Origin of the sequence: Kribbella pittospori (assembly GCF_004331465.1) — a bacterium.
Classification (GTDB): Bacteria; Actinomycetota; Actinomycetes; order Propionibacteriales; family Kribbellaceae; genus Kribbella; species Kribbella pittospori.
The window spans coordinates 1,303,738-1,324,117 of the sequence record NZ_SJKB01000001.1; the positions used below are offsets into that span (position 1 = coordinate 1,303,738).

At 68.5% G+C, this 20,380-nt stretch carries 17 protein-coding genes; 9 read left to right on the forward strand and 8 right to left on the reverse strand.

Annotation, left to right across the window (positions count from 1 at the left end):
- Positions 1 to 16: 16 nt before the first annotated feature.
- The 6 genes from E0H73_RS05965 to E0H73_RS05990 all read right to left on the reverse strand — a co-directional run bounded on the left by E0H73_RS05965 (position 17) and on the right by E0H73_RS05990 (position 5,793).
- Complete coding sequence (locus E0H73_RS05965; protein ID WP_131352301.1) at positions 17 to 1,438, reverse strand: MFS transporter; 1,422 nt, start codon at positions 1,436 to 1,438, stop codon at positions 17 to 19.
- A gap of 98 nt (positions 1,439 to 1,536) precedes the next feature.
- Complete coding sequence (locus tag E0H73_RS05970; RefSeq protein WP_131352303.1) at positions 1,537 to 1,956, reverse strand: HIT family protein; 420 nt, start codon at positions 1,954 to 1,956, stop codon at positions 1,537 to 1,539.
- On the reverse strand, positions 1,956 to 3,863 hold the full coding sequence (locus E0H73_RS05975) for a Na+/H+ antiporter (protein ID WP_131352305.1): 1,908 nt from the start codon (positions 3,861 to 3,863) through the stop codon (positions 1,956 to 1,958). Before E0H73_RS05975 ends, E0H73_RS05970 begins: the two co-directional genes overlap by 1 nt.
- Positions 3,864 to 3,975: 112 nt before the next feature.
- On the reverse strand, positions 3,976 to 4,560 hold the full coding sequence (locus E0H73_RS05980; RefSeq protein ID WP_131352307.1) for a dihydrofolate reductase family protein: 585 nt from the start codon (positions 4,558 to 4,560) through the stop codon (positions 3,976 to 3,978).
- A 4-nt stretch (positions 4,561 to 4,564) separates the two neighbouring features.
- Entirely contained in the window at positions 4,565 to 5,062 is a 498-nt protein-coding gene (locus E0H73_RS05985) for a DUF402 domain-containing protein (RefSeq protein ID WP_131352309.1), read from the reverse strand.
- A gap of 218 nt (positions 5,063 to 5,280) precedes the next feature.
- The gene (locus tag E0H73_RS05990) at positions 5,281 to 5,793 is read right to left on the reverse strand and encodes a DUF402 domain-containing protein (protein WP_131352311.1); all 513 of its coding nucleotides are present in this window, start codon (positions 5,791 to 5,793) and stop codon (positions 5,281 to 5,283) included.
- A 180-nt stretch (positions 5,794 to 5,973) separates the two neighbouring features.
- Here E0H73_RS05990 and dxs point away from each other — a divergent pair, with 180 nt between their 5' ends.
- From dxs to E0H73_RS06015, 5 genes are all read left to right on the forward strand, one after another.
- Positions 5,974 to 7,866, forward strand: a complete 1,893-nt coding sequence (gene dxs, locus E0H73_RS05995; protein WP_131352313.1) for a 1-deoxy-D-xylulose-5-phosphate synthase — start codon at positions 5,974 to 5,976, stop codon at positions 7,864 to 7,866.
- 35 nt (positions 7,867 to 7,901) lie between these two features.
- Positions 7,902 to 9,251 (forward strand): gluzincin family metallopeptidase, encoded by a 1,350-nt coding sequence (locus E0H73_RS06000; RefSeq protein ID WP_131352315.1) that lies wholly within the window; start codon positions 7,902 to 7,904, stop codon positions 9,249 to 9,251.
- Positions 9,252 to 9,344: 93 nt separating this feature from the next.
- Entirely contained in the window at positions 9,345 to 10,700 is a 1,356-nt protein-coding gene (locus E0H73_RS06005) for a hypothetical protein (protein ID WP_238163829.1), read from the forward strand.
- A gap of 72 nt (positions 10,701 to 10,772) precedes the next feature.
- Complete coding sequence (locus E0H73_RS06010) at positions 10,773 to 12,254, forward strand: amino acid permease (protein ID WP_131352319.1); 1,482 nt, start codon at positions 10,773 to 10,775, stop codon at positions 12,252 to 12,254.
- A 70-nt stretch (positions 12,255 to 12,324) separates the two neighbouring features.
- The gene (locus tag E0H73_RS06015; protein WP_131352321.1) at positions 12,325 to 13,632 is read left to right on the forward strand and encodes a peptidase MA family metallohydrolase; all 1,308 of its coding nucleotides are present in this window, start codon (positions 12,325 to 12,327) and stop codon (positions 13,630 to 13,632) included.
- Between the two features lie 24 nt (positions 13,633 to 13,656).
- Here the strand turns inward: E0H73_RS06015 and E0H73_RS06020 are convergent, their stop codons facing one another.
- Together E0H73_RS06020 and E0H73_RS06025 are read right to left on the reverse strand one after the other, a co-directional pair.
- Positions 13,657 to 15,768, reverse strand: a complete 2,112-nt coding sequence (locus E0H73_RS06020) for a 3-hydroxyacyl-CoA dehydrogenase NAD-binding domain-containing protein (protein ID WP_131352323.1) — start codon at positions 15,766 to 15,768, stop codon at positions 13,657 to 13,659.
- Positions 15,765 to 16,967, reverse strand: coding sequence for a thiolase family protein (locus tag E0H73_RS06025; protein WP_131352325.1), 1,203 nt, complete (start codon positions 16,965 to 16,967; stop codon positions 15,765 to 15,767). Before E0H73_RS06025 ends, E0H73_RS06020 begins: the two co-directional genes overlap by 4 nt.
- Positions 16,968 to 17,154: 187 nt before the next feature.
- Between E0H73_RS06025 and E0H73_RS06030 the strand changes: the two genes are divergently transcribed.
- From E0H73_RS06030 to E0H73_RS06045, 4 genes are all read left to right on the forward strand, one after another.
- Entirely contained in the window at positions 17,155 to 17,826 is a 672-nt protein-coding gene (locus E0H73_RS06030; protein WP_131352327.1) for a hypothetical protein, read from the forward strand.
- A 109-nt stretch (positions 17,827 to 17,935) separates the two neighbouring features.
- Positions 17,936 to 18,424 carry a glutathione peroxidase gene (locus E0H73_RS06035; RefSeq protein ID WP_131352329.1) on the forward strand — a complete coding sequence of 163 codons (489 nt, stop codon included), beginning with the start codon at positions 17,936 to 17,938 and terminating at the stop codon, positions 18,422 to 18,424.
- A 102-nt stretch (positions 18,425 to 18,526) separates the two neighbouring features.
- Positions 18,527 to 19,117: a helix-turn-helix domain-containing protein gene (locus E0H73_RS06040; protein ID WP_131352331.1), complete on the forward strand. Its 591-nt coding sequence runs from the start codon at positions 18,527 to 18,529 to the stop codon at positions 19,115 to 19,117.
- Complete coding sequence (locus E0H73_RS06045; RefSeq protein WP_131352333.1) at positions 19,114 to 20,376, forward strand: MFS transporter; 1,263 nt, start codon at positions 19,114 to 19,116, stop codon at positions 20,374 to 20,376. The genes E0H73_RS06040 and E0H73_RS06045 overlap by 4 nt, the downstream gene beginning before the upstream one ends.
- Positions 20,377 to 20,380 lie beyond the last annotated feature (4 nt).

The following is a 20,380-nucleotide window of genomic DNA, read 5'->3' on the forward strand; positions in this document are numbered from 1 at the left end:
GAGCTCTGAGCCATGCTCAGCGTTCGGGCCGCTCGGTCGGTGTGCCAGGCTGACCCGCCGGCGCGAGCCGGCCCGGGAGGAACAGCGCGGCGGCGAGCCCGGCCAGGCCGATCACGCCCAGTGTCACCATTGCCGCGCCGTAGGCGTGCGCGCTGAGTCCGGCGACGAGGATGGTGCCGGCCACCGCCGTACCGATCGAGGAGCCGAGGTTCGACACGCTGCGGGAGAGGCCGGAGATCTCGCCTTGCTGGTCCTCCGGGAAGCTGGACTGCACGATGTTGACCGACGGGGTCAGCATGCCCCCAAGGCCGAACCCGATCAGGAAGAGCCCGGGTGCGAACGCCCAGGCGGACGGCGTGCCGGCGACCAGGGCCAGCAGGACGCCGATGCCGGCGATCGTGACGACGAACCCGGCCAGGACGAGGGTCCGCTGCGCGCGCCGCTTCGCGAACCGTTCGGCGCCCAGTGAGGACAGCAGAATCCCGGCCGTGGCGGCTGTGAAGATCACGCCGGTCTGGATCGCATCGTAGCCGCGAACGACCTGCAGGTACGCCGAGACCGTGAACGAGACCCCGAGCAGGACCAGCCACTGGACGTTCTGCGTGACCAGGCCGAGGTTGGACGTGCGGTTGTGGAACAGCGACGTGGACAGTAGCGGCTCCCGGCTTGTCCGCTCCTCGTGCCGCACCCACAGGAAGAATCCCGCGAGCACCGCGGCACCCGCGACGAGCAGCCCGAGCATCAGCCAGACGTTGTCGTCCGCGGCCAGGATGCCCAGCACGAGCATGATCAGACCGACGGCGTTCAGGATGGCGCCGAGGGTGTCGAACGGCCGCGTGGGGTCCGCCGGGAGCGGGTCGACGATCCGACGACTCAGCAACAGGATCAGCCCGATCACGAGGGCCTGGAAGACGAAGGCCGCCCGCCAGCTGATCGCGGACGTGATGAGCCCGCCGATCAGTGGACCGGCCGCAGCGCCGACACCACCCAGGGCACTGATTGCGCCGAACGCCTTGGCCCGGCTGGTGACGTCGGCGAACAGCAACGTCGTGAGGATGTAGACGGGCGGGATCAGCAGCGCGGTGCCGACACCCTCCAGAATCGAGTTGCCGATGATGAGTACGCCGAGGCCCGGCGCGACCGCACTGAGCAAGGCGCCGACGCCGTACACGGCTAGGCCGAGGGTGAAGCAGCGCTTGCGGCCGTACCGGTCGGTCAGCTTGCCGCCAGGAATCATCAGCGCGGCCATCACGAGCAGGAACAGCGTGATCGCGACCTGCACGCCTTGAACCGTGGTGTCCAGGTCCCGGCTGATGTCGTTGATCATCACGTTCATGTTCGAGCCGGCGAAGCTGCAGATGAACTGAGCCAGCGCGAGCGGCAGGATCAGCCGCCGCGACTCGCTCCACGGCCGGGCCGCGTCGACGCCCTCAGCCACGACGACCCCTCCCCGGCACGCTGACCTGAGTCTTCACCAGCACCCAGGATCACCACTGCCGGACCGGGTCACGCCATCCCGTGCGGATGAACAGCCGGCTACTGTCCGGCCAGGGCCGCCTTCAACTTGCCGGCGTATTCGGCGGCTTCGGAGTCGTCGGCGTATTTGGTGCGGGGCCAGAAGAAGCCGCGGAGGCCGTCTCCCTTGGTGCGTGGTACGACGTGCACGTGGAGGTGGGGGACGGACTGCGAGACCACGTTGTTGACCGCGACGAACGAGCCCTGCGCATCGAACGCCGTACGCACGGCAGAGGCCACCGACCGGGCCATGCCGAAGAGCGGCACCAGGAGTTCGTCGGTCATCTCGACCATCGTCGGCACGTGCTCGCGCGGCACGATCAGCGTGTGGCCCTTGAAGACCGGCCGGATGTCCAGGAAGCCGACGATCTCCGGCGTCTCCAGCACGATCTGGGCCGGCGTCGTACCGGCGATGATCGAGCAGAACAGACAGTCCGCCATCAGCCGAGCTTCTCGTCCACGAAACACCACCGCCAGTTCTCACCCGGTTCGAAGCTGCGCATCACCGGGTGCTTGGTCTCCTCATAGTGCTTGCTCGCGTGCTTCATCACCGACGAGTCACAGCAGCCGACATGGCCACAGCCTAGGCAGAGCCGCAGGTGCACCCACGTGATGCCCTCGGCCAGGCACTCCTCACAGCCGTCCGGCGTGTTCGGGGTCCGCACCAGGGGCGTCTGCTCAAGGTGCGTACACGCGCCACCCGGCGGCATCTTGATCCGCAGGTCATCGGACTGCCCGCCGACGTCGTCGTCCTCGTCGCGATCCAGGATGGACTCCTCGATGTCGAGGGCGATCTGCGCCCGCTGCAGCACCTCGTCGGCGACGAGCCCAGCATCCCGGACCTTCAGGATGTGCTCCCGCTCGGCCCCCAGCATCGCGATCCGCAACCGCCGATACGCCTCACTGGGAGTCTCGTACTCCGTCTCCGGCCGCCCGAGCCGCTCCCACGCAGCCTGAGCCCGCGCCTCGCCCCGCTGACGCAGGATGTTGAGCACCTCCGGCGGATCGTCCGGCCCGGCGATCTCGTCCAGCTTCTCGATCGCGGCACGATGAGCCCCCTGCAGTACGGCGGCCTCCTGCAAGGCATCCTCCGCCGGGTCCGGCCCGGGCAGCCGCACCTTTCGTACCACCCAAGGCAGCGTCGACCCCTGCACGAGCAGAGTGCCTGCGGTCACGGCCAGAGCGATGAACACCAGCACCTCGCGGTGCGGCGTGCTCTCCGGCAACGTGAACACCGCGGCCAGCGTCACCACACCGCGCATGCCCGCCCACGACACGACGATCAAGGCACCCCAGGAAACCGGTCCGGGCCGCGACGGACCGAGGACCCGCCGGGACAGCATCGTGGTCGGGATGATCCAGATCGGCCGGAGCAGTACGACGGCGAGGTACACCGCGATCGTCGTCACCGCGATCAGCCAGCCCGGCAGCGGGCTCTCGGACAGGTCGTCCAGGATCCACCGGGTCTGCAGGCCGATCAGCAGGAAGACCGTGTTCTCGAGCAGGAACTGGAACGTCCGCCAGTTGGTGCGCTCCGACATCCGCGACTTGGCCGACTGGATGATCGGCGCCTTGTGGCCGAGCAGCAACCCAGTGACGACTACGGCCAGAACTCCGGACGCGTGCACGTAGTGGTTCTCGGCCGCGATGTACGCGATGAACGGCGCGGTCAGGCTGAGCGTCGTGTCGAGCACCGGGTCGGTGAAGCGGCGCCGGACCTTGGCCAGCGCGAACGCCACCAGCAAGCCGATCGCGACACCGCCACCGGCCGCGCGGATGAAGTCGAGGCTGACGTCCAGCACGGTCGGCGCGACCACGGCGGCCGCGATCGCTGTCCGGAGACAGACCAGCGCGGTCGCGTCGTTCAGCAGGCTCTCGCCCTCGAGGATCGTGACCACGCGCCGGGGGAGACCCACCCGTTTCGCGATCGCGGTCGCTGCGACGGCGTCCGGCGGCGCCACGACCGCACCGATCGCGAAGGCGGCCCAGAACGGCAGCGGTTCCTGGCCCTGGGACTCCGCGACCACGCCGAGCAGCCAGTACGCGACCAGGCCGACGCCGAGGGCGGTGAACACGACCAGCGCGACCGACAGGAGTCCGATCGAGCGCCGGTGCTTGGAGAAGTCGACCAGGCTGGTCTTGATCGCCGCGGAGTACAGCAGCGGCGGGAGGAACCCGACCAGCACGACTTCGGGCTCGAGTTCGACCCGGGGGACGAACGGGAGGTACGACGCGGCGATCCCGATGACCACCAGCAGCAGGGGAGCCGAGATCCCGAGCCGCCGGGCCAGTGCGGCCCCGGCCGCGACCACGGCGACGAGGGCCACGACCTCGATCGCGATATGCACGCGCACAGTGTCGCAGTGCGGAGGCGGTTCGGCCCCCTCGGTTCGCCCTGAGCGGAGCCGGGAGGAGCGGGTATCAGGTCAGCGGCATCCGTCAGTCACTTCGAGTGAGCGTTCACCGCACCACGCGGTAGCGCAGATGGGTGACCTGCTGGGGGAGGTCCACCTCGTCGCCCGAGGTCAGCTGCCGCATCAGTTCCAGCTCGACGTGATCCGGCGGCAGGTTGTCGAACAGCCGCCGGCCCTGACCGAGCAGGACCGGTACGACGTGCATCTCGAGCTCGTCGACCTCACCGGCCTGGAGTAACGCCTGCGTCGCCCCGGCTCCGTGCACCATCACGTCTCCGTCGCCGGCGGCCTCACGGGCCTGCGCAGCGCACTCACGCGCGTCCGTGACGAAGCGGGCGGTGCCAGGCGGCGGTCCGTCCGGCACATTGTGCGTCAGGATGAACATCGGAACGCCGTTGTGGTGGTCGCCGTTCCAGTGATTGGCGTGTTCATACGTACGGCGTCCCGCGATCAGAGCCTTGGTGGCCATCGACTCCTCGACCACCTGGCCACTCACCCCCGGGTCGTTGCGCCGGTCGAGCCAGTTGAACAGCCGGAACCCTCCGACTCCCATCGGATCGTCCATGGAGTCCTGCGGACCGGTGACGTATCCGTCCAGCGACATGGTCATGTACACACGGATCGCTGCCATCGAGCTATCGCACCTTGTCCAGGTAGGTCTTGTAAACGGTCAGGAACGGCTCTTCGGACACGACCGCGCCGACCAGCCAGTCGCAGGTGGCCTGCGCGGTCTGGATCACGTCGGCCGGGTAGCCGTACTTCACCTGGTGCTCGGCGAACTCGTCCTCGTCGTCGACCAGCACCGTCGTCCCGTCCCGCCGCCGGATCACGTCGAGATCGAGGTCGATCATCGTGAACACGTCCTCGCCGAACTCCACCGGCGTGGTGATGTCGCAGTAGATCTCGGTCCAGCGTGGTTCGTCGTTGAACGCCGCGGTGAACCACTTGTCCCGCGGGAACAGCTGCACCACCGCCTGCGACTGCACGATCTCCGGCTCGTCGCCGCGCTGCGCCACCGAGTTCGGCGGCGCGCCGAGCCATACGCCGTACTCGTCCTCGCCCAGGTAGCGCATCCACTGGTGCCAGTGCAGCTTCTCGTCGTACTTGCGATAGACCACCCGGACGTTCCGCATGCGCTCAACCTATCGGCGCAGGGTTGCACCGCCGGCCGGAGCTGGAGCCAGGACCTGCAGGCCATACCTGCAGCTTCGTGCAACTTTGCTCTGAGGTGTGGACCAGACACGCTTGGTGTTCGAGCATGGTCCGGTCGGCTCTTACGAGACCGGCGCCGTTGATCGGCCCTTGCCGGCTCAGGGGGGCTCCTAGCCGGTGGGGGCCGGTTGGTGTGCGCTCAAGTGGTCGGATTGAGCGCGCGGATCTGCTCCAGGTACGGCAGGTACGCCGTCGTGAAGGGCTCCGTGGTGGGGATGTGGGCGGCCAGCCAGTCGCAGGTGGCCTGCGCGGTGGCGACGACCTGCGGCGGGTAGTTGTACTTGATCTGGTGCTGGCGGAACTCGTCCTCGTCCATCACGCGCACCGTCCCGTCGCGCATCAGCCGGATGTCGAGGTCGAGGTCGACGGTGGTGACGGTGTCGACTCCGAACTCGGCCGGCATGGTCACATCGCAGTAGATCCGGGTCTGGTGCGGGTCGTCGTTGAACAGGGCGCTCCACCACTGGCCGTGCGGGAACAGCCGGACCCGGTGGTGATCGATGGAGACCCAGGTGCCGTCGGCGCGGCGGCCGCGCTGGCCCGGCACCGAGCCGACCCAGAGGCCGTGCTCGTCCTCACCCAGCCGGACCGCTTCCACCAGGCGATGCGGCTGTCCGTCGTACTTCTGGAACAGCGTCCTCACTGTCCTCATACCTTCCCCACCCCACCGCCCCGGTCTGGCTCCATGCGATGACTGTAAGTGAAGAGCGAACCAACCTGGCGCAGCCCGCGTCTTGGAGTGTGAGATTGGCCCGGTGCCCGCTATCGGGTTCGGATTCCGGGCGGTCGGTGCATAGACTCAAGCATTCGAGGATGACGCGGGAGGAGCTCGATGCGCGTGCTGGAGACGGTCGGAGGGCCGGCGGACCTCAAGAAACTGACCGCGCAGGAGCTTACCGATCTGGCGACGGAGATCCGTGCCGTCCTGGTCGAGACGGTGTCCCGGACCGGCGGTCACCTCGGTCCGAACCTGGGCATGGTGGAGATCACCCTGGCGATGCACCGGGTGTTCGACTCGCCCCACGACCGGCTCGTCTTCGACGTCGGTCACCAGGCGTACGTGCACAAGCTGGTCACCGGCCGCGCGCCGAAGTTCGACACGCTCCGTCAGCAGGGTGGCCTGTCCGGCTACCCGAGCCAGGCCGAGTCCGAGCACGACATCATCGAGAACAGCCACGCCTCCACTGCCCTCTCGTACGCCGACGGCCTGGCCAAGGCATACCGGCTGCGCAAGGAGGACCGGCACGTTGTCGCGCTGATCGGCGACGGCGGCCTGACCGGCGGCATGGCCTGGGAGGCGCTGAACAACATCGCCGCCGCCAAGGACCTCAAGCTGATCATCATCGTCAACGACAACGGCCGGTCCTACAGCGACACCGTCGGCGGCCTGGCCACGCACCTGACCAGCCTGCGCACCAACCCGCGGTACGAGAAGGTCCTCGACCTGATCAAGAAGAACCTGTCCCGGACGCCGTACGTCGGCCCGCCGATGTACGAGGTGCTGCACGGCGTGAAGAAGGGCCTCAAGGACATGCTCGCCCCGCAGGGCATGTTCGAGGACCTCGGCCTCAAGTACGTCGGCCCCGTCGCCGGTCACGACCGCGAGGCGATGGAGGACGCGCTCCGCAGCGCCAAGGCGTTCGGCGGTCCGGTGATCGTGCACGCGGTGACCCAGAAGGGCTTCGGGTACGCCGCCGCCGAGCAGGACGAGGAGGACAACTTCCACCAGATCCGGCCGGTCAACAAGCCGCGCGGCTGGACGGACGTGTTCGCCGACGAGATGATCCGGATCGGTCACCGCCGCCAGGACGTGGTCGCGATCACCGCGGCGATGCTGCACCCGACCGGCCTGGCCGCGTTCGCGGCGGAGTTCCCGGACCGGATCTTCGACGTCGGCATCGCCGAGCAGCACGCGGTGACCAGTGCCGCCGGACTCGCGCTGGGCGGTCTGCACCCGGTCGTCGGGCTGTACTCGACGTTTCTGAACCGAGCCTTCGACCAGGTTCTGATGGATGTCGCGCTGCACAAGCTCGGCGTCACCTTCGTGCTGGATCGCGCGGGTGTCACCGGTGACGACGGCCCGAGCCACAACGGCATGTGGGACATGTCGATCCTGCAGGTCGTCCCCGGCCTTCGCCTCGCCGCGCCCCGCGACGGCAAGCGGCTCGAGGAGCTGCTGAACGAGGCGGTCGAGGTGTCGGACGCGCCGACCGTACTGCGCTTTGCCAAGGGTGAGGTGTTCCCGGACATCGACGCGATCGACCGGATCGGCGGCCTCGACGTGCTGAAGCGGTCCGGCACAGACGTCCTGCTGGTCGGGATCGGCGCGATGGCGGCCACCGCGATGGATGTCGCCGGCCGCCTGGAGGCGCAGGGCATCGGCGTCACAGTCGTGGACCCGCGCTGGGTGAAGCCGGTCGACCCGAAGCTGGTCGAGCTGGCCGGGACGGTCAAGCTCGTGGTGACGATCGAGGACAACGGCCGCGCCGGTGGTTGCGGATCGATGATCGCGCAGGCGCTCCGCGACGCGGCGGTGAAGACGCCGGTCCGCGACTTCGGCATCCCGCAGAAGTTCCTGGAGCACGCCAAGCGTCCCGCGGTCCTGCAGGAGATCGGGCTGACCGGGCAGGACCTGGCCCGCGACATCACCGAGCTGATCGCGAAGCACCACGGTGACGCGATGAGCGAGCCGGACCGGGCGAGCGGTCGCCCGGGTAGCGCCTGAGCCGGATCATGCCCGGATGATGGCCGAGCCGGACAGTGCCTGACACAGGGCGCCACACCGCACCGCCGCGGAGCCGTCACGCAGCCGCCCGGCGGCGTACGCGCGTCTGGCCGCTGCTGCTCTCCGTCATCCTCGTTGCGGTGGCCGTCGCCGGTGGCCTCGCCCTGCACCGGTCCACCGACCAGGCCGACGGCAGCGACCAGGCTGCCCCGAGGACACCGGACATCGATCTGGCCGCCCGTGCGGCCGCCGTTGACCAGGTCCTGAAGAAGCGCGCGCAGGCGGTCCGGCAGTCCGACCAGAAGGCGTTCCTCGCCGACGTCGATCCCGGCAACAAGGGCCTCGTCGCCCGTCAGACCACGCTGTACACGAACCTGCGGCAGTTCGGTTTCGCCCGGCTCGCCTACCAGCAACTGTCCCAGCAGTACGACGACGCCATCACCCGGAAGTACGGCCCGTCGACGTACCTGGTCGCGATCGCGATGACGTACCAGATCCGCGGCATCGACACCGTGCCCGTACGGGCGATGCTCGGCTACACGTTCACCGAGACGCAGACCGGCCGCTGGCTGCTGGTCTCGGACACCGACCTCGACAAGCGGTTGCCTCGCGGTTCGCACCAGGAGGCGTGGGACACCGGCGAGGTGCTCGTCAAGCGCGCGCCGCGCGTGCTCGTGGTGGTGGAGAAGGGTCAGGATCAGCTCGCGACCCGGCTGACCGGCATGGCGAGCAGCGCGGTGAAGGCGGTGACCAAGAGCTGGCCCGGCGGCTGGAACGGCTCCGGTGTGGTGATCGCCCTCGACGACAAGATCGTCCGCGGCGCCGACTACACCGTGCCGAAGAACGCCGAGGACGCGATCGCGATGGCCACCTGGGTCTACCGGACGCTGCCCGGCGAGGTCACCGGCGAGGGCCAGCGGGCCGACTCGTACGTCGTCGTGAATCCGCACAACCGGGACAAGGTCGACGCCCGCACCCTCGCGCACGAGTTCACCCACGTCGCCACCGCGCCGTACGGCGCCCATGCCCCGCGCTGGATGGTCGAGGGCGCCGCGACGTACGTCGAGTATCTGCCGATGGACGGCGCGGAGAATCTGGCGCTGGGGACGTTCCGGCAGGACGTGCGGACGAAGTACCTGGCGAAGGCGAAGAGCCTGCCGGCCGATGCGGTCTTCTTCCAGCACGCCGACAGTTCGTATCCGATGGCCTGGCTGGCGGTCGACTATCTGTTCACCCGGTTCGGCGGCACCGAGGTCGGCACGCTCTACCAGGAGTTGGCCGCTCTCGGTTCGACCCAGGCCGAGCGCGACCGCATCATGCTGGAGCACGTCGGCATGACCGAAGCCGGCCTCTTCCAAGCCCTGAAGGCCGCTGCAGCCGCGTGATCGGCGTGTCGGTGATGGAATGCGGGGAAGCGAGTAGGGTAGCCGGGCCGGACTGACGGGTACTCGGAGGAATGACCCGAAGTGAGTGCGACCATGCCTAGCGCCGAACCGCCGGGCGCTCAGGTTCCGCCGCCAGGCCCCCGCCGCTGGGTGGGGCTGCTGGTTGCGGTCGCGCTGGTCTCGGGCGGCGTGGCCTACACCGTTGAAGAGCGGAACCAGGACGCCCAGGCGCGGGTGGTCGCGACCCAGCCCGGCCCGAACCAGGGCACCAAGCCACCGTCGAAGACCGCAGCGGCGACCGCCGCCCGCCGGGTGGCTGTGGACACCATCCTGCTCCGCCGGGCCCAGGCCGTGCAGACCGTGAACGAGGCACTCTTCCTGCAGGACCTCGACCCCGCCAACACGAAGCTCCGCGCCGCGCAGAAGGTGCTGTTCGCGAACCTGGTCGAGATCGGGTTCAGCGAACTCGGGTACAGCCAGGCCGAGGAACGCTTCGACGAGTCCGCGGTCCATGCCCACGGCGGTACGACGTACCTGGTCCGGGTCCTGATGCGCTACCAGATCCCGAACGTCGACGTCACACCGGTGACGACCGAGCTCGGCTACACCTTCGTCGCCCGGGGCGGGCACTGGGTGCTCACCGACGACGACGATCTGGACAAGGACCTCGGCCCGGGCGCGCACAAGGAGGCGTGGGACCTCGGCCGGATCGAGGTACTGCGGTCGCCGCGGGTCCTGGTCGTGGTCGAGAAGGGCGACGCCAAGCGCGGGCAGTCGATCGTCGCCGAGGCGAGTGAGGCGATCGGCGAGGTGACGTCGTACTGGCCGCGCGCGTGGCGCGGGTCGGTGTTCGTGATCGCACTCGACGAGACCGACGTACGGGACGCGCGCTTCGCCGACGAGGACATCGAGTCGGCCGCGAGCGCCGGTACGACGTTCTCCTCGCTGCCCGGGCAGGACACTGCCGACGGCACGGTCGCCGGCTCGTACATCGTGATCAATCCGAACGAACGCGACCGGGTCGACGAGATCCTGCTGTCGCACGAGATCACCCATGTGGCCACGGCGGACCTCGGCGGGTACGAGCCGTTGTGGCTGGCCGAGGGTGCGGCGGAGTACGTGTCGTGGCGTGGGATCGAGGCGATCAGCGGACCGGGCGAGGTCGGCAAGTGGGAGCAGGAGGTCATCGACGACGCGATGCCCGCCCTGACCTCGCTGCCGAGCGACGCCGGCTTCTACCAGAACTCGGCCGATGTGTACGGCGTCAGTTGGCTCGCGGTGCGCTTCCTGGTCCAGCGGATCGGGCTCCCCAAGGTCGAGGAACTGTACGAGGACATGGCCAAGCACGGCACCGACCAGTCGTCCCGGGACCGGATCCTGCTGAGTCGCAGTGGCCTCACCGAAGCCACCCTGTGGGTGGCACTCCAAGACTACGAGCCGCCACGCTGAGTGGCGGTTTGACCTCGCGGTGTCAGAGAGGCACGCTCGGAGGGTTCCGTCCATTGCGAGGAGGCGAGCAGATTGAGTCTGTTGCGGAAGAAGACGATCGAGCAATCGATAGCGGACACCGACGAGCCGGAGTACCAGCTCAAGAAACGCCTGACCGCCATCGATCTGACCGTCTTCGGAATCGGCGTCATCATCGGTGCCGGTATCTTCACGCTGACCGGCCGCGCCGCCAAGCTGTACGCCGGACCGAGTATCGCGCTCTCGTTCGTCCTCGCCGCGATCTGCTGCGCGCTCGCCGCGTTGTGCTACGCCGAGTTCTCGTCGACCGTGCCGGTGTCGGGATCGGCGTACACGTTCTCGTACTTCTCCCTCGGTGAGATCTTCGCCTGGATCATCGGCTGGGACCTGCTGCTGGAACTGATGCTCGGGGCAAGCGTCGTGGCCCAGGGCTGGTCGACGTACGCCGCGCTGTTCCTGGATCAGATCGGGTTGGGCTGGCCCGACTCGATCGGGCCGGACAGCAACGTGAACGTGCTGGCGATGCTGCTGGTGGTGGTCCTGGCGACGCTGGCGACGATCGGCATCAAGGAGTCGCTGCGGGTCAACCTGGTGCTGGTGGCAATCAAGTTGTTCGTGGTGCTGTTCGTGATCATCGCCGGCCTCTTCTACATCAAGGGCTCGAACCTGTCGCCGTTCATCCCGCCGAGCGTCCCGGCACCGAACGGTGACATCACCGCCACCACACCCCTGTTCCAGGCAATCTTCGGGTTCACGCCGTCGACGTTCGGGGTGATGGGTCTGGTCTCGGGTGCGTCGCTGGTGTTCTTCGCGTTCATCGGGTTCGACGTGGTCGCGACCACCGCCGAGGAGGCGCAGAACCCGCAGCGCGACCTGCCCCGCGGCATCATCGGCTCGCTGGTGATCTGCACCGTGCTCTACGTGCTCGTCTGCATCGTGATCACCGGCATGGTCAACTACACCGACATCAGCGGTGAGGCGGCGCTGGCCGAAGCGTTCCGTTCGGTCGGCCGCAGTGGTTTCGCGACCCTCATCTCGGCCGGTGCAGTGGCCGGTCTGACCACCGTCGTATTGACCTTGATGATCGGCGCCGCCCGGGTGGTGTTCGCGATGAGCCGCGACCACCTGATGCCGCGTCAGCTCGGCAAGACGCACGCCAAGTGGGGTACGCCGTACCGCCTGACGATCGCGATCGGCATCATCGTCGCGATCGTGGCCGGCGTGACCCCGATCGGGAAGCTCGAGGAGATGGTGAACATCGGCACCCTGGCCGCGTTCACCCTGGTGTCGATCGCGGTACCGATCCTGCGCAGGAGCCGGCCGGACATCCAGCGCTCCTTCCGGGTGCCGGGCAACCCGGTGATCCCGATCCTGGCCGCGCTGATCTGCCTCTACCTGATGCTGAACCTGTCGATCGAGACCTGGCTGCGGTTCCTGATCTGGATGGTCCTCGGCTTCGTCGTCTACTTCCTCTACGGCTACCGCAGGAGCCGGGTCGGCATCGAGGAACGGACCGGCGAGGTCACCAAAGCCTGAGCAGGAGGGCTACCTGCTCTGATGGTCGGCGGGCGGTAGGATCAGCCGACCATCAGAGGGGACCCCCGGCATGAGACACCCGAGACGCCTGTTCGCAGGCGTTGCCGTGCTGGCGCTCGCCGCGAGCGCGAGTGTCGTGGTGGTCCGGCTCCAGCAAGGAGGGTCGACGCCGGGCAGCAGCGCGGCGGCGGTCGAGACGACGCCGCCGGGCGATCTCACCGACGCGCAGAAGGCGGTGCGCAAGCGGGAGGTCGACGCGGTACTCGCGCGGCGCTCGGCGGCGGTCCTGAAGGGTGACGTCAAGGGCTTCCTCGCGGCGGTCGATCCGAAGCAGCCGCAACTGGTGGCCCGGCAGCGGACCCTGTTCACGAACCTGCGCCAGTTCGCCTTTACCAGCCTGACGTACTTCGTCGGCGACGAGCGACCGGCTCCCGCACAGATCGCGCAGTACGGGCCGACGACGTTCTCGACCCGGGTGATGATGCGGTACCAGCTGACCGGGCTGGACGCGAAGCCGGTGCAGACCGATGTCGGGTACACGTTCGTCCGGCGCGGTACTGCGTGGGTCCTGGTCACGGACAACGCGATCGACGAGACCCTCAGCCCCGACGGTCATCGCCAGCCCTGGGACTTCGGCCCGGTGGCCGTGGTGCACCGCGGCAAGGTCGTCGTCGTGGTCGATCGTGGTGAGAAGGCGCTGGGGGACAAGATTGCGAAGGCGTCCCAAGGAGCCGTCGACGGCGTCCGGAGGCACTGGCCGCGTCCGTGGAACGGCGCCGTCATGGTGGTCGCGATGTCCGAGCCGCAGGTGCTCTCGATCCTCTGGACCTCCGGCGCCGGCCGCGGTTGGACCGTCGCAGCGAAAGCGGTCAGCCTGTACGACGGTGATCCGTGGACGCAGCGCCAGACCGCGCCCGTGAGCAGCCGGATCGTGGTCAACCCAGCGGTCCGCAAGCAATTGGATCAAGACCTGCTCGTGCACGAGATGACGCACGTTGCGACGCTGCGCCTCGGCACCCGCGCACCACTCTGGCTGGTCGAAGGCATCGCGGAGTACGTCCGCGCCGCCTCCATCGAAGACGACCCGAAGTGGACCGTCGACCCCTACCGCAAGACGGTCCGCACCAAGTACCTCCCGTCGATGAAGGTCCTGCCCGGCCAAGCCGAGTTCAACGCCGACGGCGACCGCGCCTACGGCCAGAGCTGGTGGATCACGTCGTACCTGGAGGACCGGTTGGGCGAGAAGAAACTAGCTGCCCTCTACACCGACCTGGCCCAGCACAACACCACCCAGGCCGCCTTCGCCACCATCCTCAAGAAGCACACCGGCAAGACTGCACCTCAGCTGGTTGCCGCCGCGAAAACCTTCAGGGGCTAGAAGGTTGTCGCGACGGCCCACAGGTCAGGTCAGGCTCGCGATGCCCTTGGGCAGGAAGCGGGTGCCGTTGACCTTCTCGGCGATGCCTGACCGGTCCAGGTACGGCGTGACGCCGCCGAGGTGGAAGGGCCAGCCGGCGCCGAGCAGCAGACACAGGTCGATGTCCTGCGCCTCCGCGACCACGCCCTCGTCCAGCATGATCCGGATCTCCTCGGCCAGCGCCGTCAGCACCCGGGTGCGGAGTTCGTCCGGGGTCGACGGGGTGGAGCCGACCGTCACCAGGGCCGAGACCTCCGGGTCGACGACCGGCTTGCCCTCCGGCCACAGGTAGAACGAGCTCTTGCCCGCGGCAACCACCTTGGCCAGGTTCTCGGACACCGCGAACCGCTCCGGGTACGCCCGGTTCATCGTCTCCGCCACGTGCAACGCCACCGGCAGACCGACGAGCTGCAGCAGCACGAACGGCGGCATCGGCAGCCCCAGCGCCGACAACGCCTTGTCCGCCTCAGGAATCGGCGTACCTTCGTCGACCGCCGCGCTGACCTCACCCAGGAAGCGGGTCAGCAGCCGGTTGACCACGAAGGCCGGCGCGTCCTTCACCAGCACACACGACTTCTTCAGCGTCTTGCCCACCGCGAACGCTGTAGCCAGCGAGGCGTCGTCGGTCCGGTCGGCCCGGATGATCTCGAGCAGCGGCAGAACGGCGACCGGGTTGAAGAAGTGGAAGCCGACGACCCGCTCCGGGTGCTCCAGGTCCGCGGCCATCTCGGTCACCGACAGGGACGACGTGTTCGTGGCCAGGATCGCGTCCGGCCGGATGATCTTCTCCAGGTCGGCGAAGATCGTCTTCTTCAGCTGCAGTTCCTCGAACACGGCCTCGATCACGAAGTCCGCATCCGCGAACACGGCCCGGTCCACCGATCCGGTGACGAGCGCCTTCAACTGGTTCGCCTTGTCCGGACGGATCCGGCCCTTGCCGAGCAGCTTGTCGATCTCGCCGTGCACGTACCCGACCCCGCGGTCCACCCGCTCCTGGTCCAGGTCCGTGAGTACGACAGGCACCTCGAGTCGACGTACGAACAGCAGAGCCAGCTGCCCGGCCATCAGACCGGCACCGACGACGCCGACCTTGGTGACCGGGCGAGCGAGCGACTTGTCCGGCGCACCGGCCGGGCGCTTGGCCCGCTTGTTCACCAGGTCGAACGCGTACAGCCCGCTGCGCAGCTCCTCGCTCATGATCAGGTCGGCGAGCGCCTCGTCCTCGGCCGCGAACCCACGGTCGCGGTCGTTGTCCTTGGCCGCCGCGATCAGCTCGAGCGCCCGGTACGGCGCCGGTGCCGCACCGCTCACCTTCAGATCGGCGAATCCCTTGCCTCGGGCAACAGCCGCGTCCCACGCCTCGCCCCGGTCGATTTCCGGCCGGTCGACCGTGATCGCGCCGGTGAGCACCTTGCTCGCCCAGCTCAGCGACTGCTCCAGGAAGTCGGCCGAGTCCAGCAGTACGTCGCCGATGCCGAACTTCACCGCCTCCGGTCCGCTCAGCATCTTGTTCTGGTTCAGGGCGTTCTCGACGACGACCTTCACCGCCTTGTCCGCACCGATCAGATTCGGCAGCAGGAAGTTGCCGCCCCAGCCCGGGATCAGGCCGAGGAACACCTCGGGCGTCGCGAGCACCCCGGCCGCAGCTGAGACGGTGCGGTAGGTGGCGTGCAGTGCGACCTCGAGACCGCCACCCAGCGAGACGCCGTTCACGAACGCGAACGACGGCTTGCCGCCGTCGACCAGCTTGCGCATCACGCCGTGCCCGATCCGGCCCAGGTTCAGCGCCTGCTCCCGGTCGGTCAGCTTCGGTACGCCGGTCAGGTCGGCACCGGCGGCCAGGATGAACGGCTTGCCGGTGACGCCGATCGCGGCGATGTCGTCCCGCGCCAGCGCTGCGTCGATCGCGGTGTTGAGCGACGCCAGACCCTTCGGGCCGAACGTGTTCGGCTTGGTGTGGTCGTGCCCGTTGTCGAGCGTGATCAGCGCCATCGTGCCGGCCTTGCCCGGCAGGACGACGTCACGGGAATGGGCGAGCGTGACGACCTCGTCGTCCGACAGCGCAACCGCGCTGTCGATCAGTTCCTGCAACTTCATGCGGCCGCGTTCCCTTCCCAGTTCGGGTTCTCCCAGATGACCGTTCCACCCATGCCCAGGCCGACGCACATCGTGGTCAGGCCGTAGCGGACCTCGGGGCGCTGCTCGAACTGCGTGGCCAGCTGGTTCATCAGCCGGACGCCGGACGACGCCAGCGGGTGGCCGTACGCGATCGCGCCGCCGTACGGGTTGACCCGCGGGTCGTCGTCGGCGATGCCGTAGTGCTCCAGGAACGCGATCACCTGAACGGCGAACGCCTCGTTCACCTCGAACGCCTGGATGTCGTCGATGGTCAGCCCGCCGAGCTTCAGCGCCTTCTCGGTGGCCGGGATCGGGCCGACGCCCATCACCTCGGGCTCGACGCCGGCAAAGCCGTAGGACACCAGCTTCATCTTCGGGGTCAGGCCAAGCTCGGCGGCGGTCTCGGCGGAGGTCAGCACGCAGGCGGTCGCGCCGTCGTTGATGCCGGCCGAGTTGCCCGCGGTGACCCGGCCGTGCGGGCGGAACGGCGTCTTCAGCGTGGCCAGGTCCTCGACCGTCGTGCCCGGTCGCATCGGCTCATCGGTCGCCACGTAGCCCCAGCCCTGCTCGGCCGACCGGGTCGCGATCGGGACCAGGTCTGGCTGGATCAGGTCGTTGGCGTACGCCTTGGCCGCCTTCTCCTGCGACGCGGCGGCGAACGCGTCGGCGCGCTCCTTGGTGATGCCGGGGAAGCGGTCGTGCAGGTTCTCCGCGGTGGAACCCATCACCAGCGCGGAGGTGTCGACCAGCTTCTCGGCGATGATGCGGGGATTCGGGTCGACGCCCTCGCCCATCGGGTGCCGGCCCATGTGCTCGACCCCACCGGCGACGACAACGTCGTACGCGCCGAAGGCGATGCCCGAGGCGGTCGTGGTGACCGCGGTCATCGCGCCCGCGCACATCCGGTCGATGGCGTAGCCGGGAGTGGTGTTCGGCAGGCCGGCCAGCAGGGCCGCGGTCCGGCCGATGGTCAGGCCCTGGTCGCCGATCTGGGTGGTGGCCGCGATCGCGACCTCGTCCACCCGCTCCGGCGGGAGCTCCGGGTTCCGCCGCAGCAGCTCCCGGATGCACTTGATCACCAGATCGTCGGCGCGGGTTTCGGCGTACTGGCCCTTGGCCTTGCCGAACGGGGTGCGAACGCCGTCGACGAACACGACATCGCGGATCTCACGGGGCACGAGTGCCCTCCTCTGGGGTAGGGAAAGCTACCCCGATGCTACCCGTGGGTAACAGAACTCCCCAAGCAGCCACGCCTGTGCGGCTGCTCACAGCGCACAACCGGGTGCTCACGCAGACCACAACCCGTGGCGAACCGGCGCGATTCGGCGCATGCTGGTGGCAAGGTCCGTGTGTCAGGAGCCGTTCATGAACAATGCTGATCTCTCCGTACCGGTGCTGAGCCGGGGCAAACACCGCAACCCGCGCAAGGGTGCCTGCTTCATGGAGTTCGCCTCCTACCTGGCAGGCGAGCCATGGTCGGACCACCCGGCCTGTACGCATCCGTTGCTGGCGGGCGTCGCGCGCGACGTCAACGACTGCACGACGGACGCCGGCCGGACCCGGCTGGCGCCGCTGATCCCATCCGTGATCGGGTTGACTCCCGACGATCCACACGTCGTAGCGCGGGTGACCGCCCGCTGTATCCAGCACGCGCTGCCGGTGGTGTCGCAGGAGCGGCAATACATCCTCGCAGTGGCGCTGCTGGTGGGGGAGAAGCAACTCGCCGCGCTGGACGGGCGACCACTGGACGACCTCGAGCCCGACTCGCAGGCGGTCCTGGAGGCGGTCCCGGCCGCTACCAAGTGGGCGCGATCCTTCACCGCAAGGGCCCATCGGGGTACGCCGGACTTCGCCAAGCGGACCGCGCCACGCGCCGTGTCCTGCGCGGTGGAAGGCATCTCGCAGGCCTGCGTGCCGGACCCCGACGACCGGCTGTACAACCTGCTCACCGCCGCCATCACCGAGTGCAAACTCTGGATGCCGGCCCCGGCTCCCGCCCCCGCCCCGATCCGCACGGAGGCCGTGGAAGTCCGGTAGTCGAGCAGTACGCTTCACCGTGTGACCTCCGGCGATCGACGCCGCCGAACCGGCCTCGCGGCGTACTGTCGCGTGCCGGTCCAGCCCTCCCAACCTTCGAAGGATCCGCATGAGCCTGTACGACATCCCGCTGACCACGCTCGCCGGCGCTCCGACCTCGCTCGGTGACTACAAGGGCAAGACCGTCCTGGTCGTGAACGTCGCGTCGAAGTGTGGCCTGACCCCGCAGTACGAGGGCCTGGAGAACCTGCAGAAGCAGTACGGCGCCCGCGGCTTCACCGTGCTCGGTGCCCCGTGCAACCAGTTCGGCGGTCAGGAGCCGGGGACGGCGGACGAGATCTCCACCTTCTGCTCGACCACGTACGGCGTCACCTTCCCGATGCTGGACAAGCTCGAGGTGAACGGCGAGGGCCGGCACCCGCTGTACTCCGAGCTGACCCTGACGCCGGACGCCGACGGCGAGGCCGGTGACATCCAGTGGAACTTCGAGAAGTTCCTGGTCACCCCGGAGGGCACCGTCGCCGCCCGCTTCCGCCCCCGCACCGAGCCGGAGTCCACCGAGATCGTCACCGCCATCGAGTCCCACCTCCCGGCCTGATACCGACTTTCTTCTGTATCGCCCGTCGCGCCCCGCGCGGCGGGCGATTTCTTTGCCCGGCATCCTATTGCAACAACTCTTTCGAAAGAGTACTTTCGACGCATGCCGAACCCGCATCGCCACCTGAGCGACCCGCGTGAACTCAACGCCCTGGCCCACCCGGTCCGGATGGCGATCGTCGAGCTCCTGTCGATCAGCGGACCGCTGACCGCGACCGAGCTGGCCGACCGGCTCGACGAGACGCCGGCCAACTGCTCGTGGCACCTGCGCAAACTGGCGCAGCACGGGTTCGTGGAGGAGGCCCCGGGCGGGAAAGGTCGGCAGCGGCCGTGGCAAGTGCCGGGTCTCGGCTTCCGCTGGGGTGACGAGCAGGCCTCGGAGTCGATCGACGGGCGGCGGGCTGCGCAGGCGCTGTCCGAGGTGACGATGGGCCGGGCGGTCGACCGGCTGCGCGAGGCGCAGCAGCGCGCGGCGGAGGAGTCCGAGGAGTGGCGGTCGGCGCACAGCAGCACCGAAATGGTGGCGTGGCTGACCGCGGACGAGCTCAAGGAGATGAACGACGCGATCAATGCGGTCCTCGACCGGTATGTCGAGCGACTGACCGATCCACAGCAGCGACCACCGGGCGCGCGGCCGTGTGAGTTTGTCGCGTGGGGCGTCCTCACGTACTTCCCGGGGGTTGAGCCGGCATGAGGAAGCTGTTCGCGCAACCCGGGTTCCCGCGCCTCTTCGGCGGTCTGAGTACGTCGATGCTGGGCGACTCGGTGATGCTGCTGGTGCTGAGCATGTGGGTGAAGACGCTCACCGGCTCGAACGCGCTGGCCGGTCTGACCTTCTTCTTCATGGTGCTGCCGGCACTTGGCGCCCCGCTCCTCGGCGTCTGGGTGGACCGGCTGCCCCGCAAGGCGATCCTTGTCTGGGGCAACTTCGCGAGCGCGGCCGCGGTCCTTCCGCTCGTGCTCGTCCGGGACGCGAACGACGTCTGGCTGATCTGGGTCGTCGCCTTCCTGTACGGCGTCTCGTTCGTCGTACTGCCCGCGGCACTCAACGGGCTGCTCAAGGACCTGCTGCCCGAGGAGCTCCTGGTCGACGCGAACTCGAGCCTGGCCACGATCAAGGAGGGCTACCGGCTGTTCGGTCCACTCGTCGGGGCCACGATCTTCGCGACCACGGGCGGCTGGCTGGTCGCGGTCGTCGACGCTGCCACGTTCGTCATCGCCGGACTGCTGATCGCGACGATCAAGATCACCGAGACGCCCGCGCCGGCGAAGCAAACCTTCAAGGAGGACGTCCTCGAGGGCGTCCGGTTCCTGGTCAACGACCGCATCCTCCGCCACGTCCTGCTGGGCCTCGCGATCTCGATCCTGGTGATCGGCTTCTACGAGTCGTCGATCTACGCGCTGATGGAGGCGTTCGGCAAGCCGCCGACCTTCTCCGGCGTCTTCGTGACCTGCCAAGGCGTCGGCGCTGTCATCGGCGCCCTCACCGCGAGCCGCGCCGTACGCCGTCTCGGTGAGATCGCCACCTGCGCACTCGGCCTGACCGCTCTGGCCGCTGCCACCATCGTCTGCGCGGCGGCGCCGAACATCGCCCTGGTCCTGGTCGGCGCGGGCATCTGCGGTGTCGGGCTGCCGTGGACGTTCGTCGCGTTCACGACGCTGATGCAACGGCGTTCACCGGGCCACCTGATCGGCCGGGTGTCGACCGCGGTCGAGGTGCTCGTGTCGACCCCGCAGGCGATCTCGCTCGCGCTGGGCAGCCTGCTCGTCAGTCTGCTCAGCTACCGGCAGATCTTCGCCATCATCGCGACGGTGATCCTGCTCGGCGTACTCCAGACAGTTCTCACGCTGCGCGGTGAGATCCGGGCGGACCTGACGAGCAGCGACCGCCGGCCGGTGGATCCGGTCCCGGCCCCGGAGGCGGATCCCACCTCCGGAGCCGACCTGCTCTGACCGG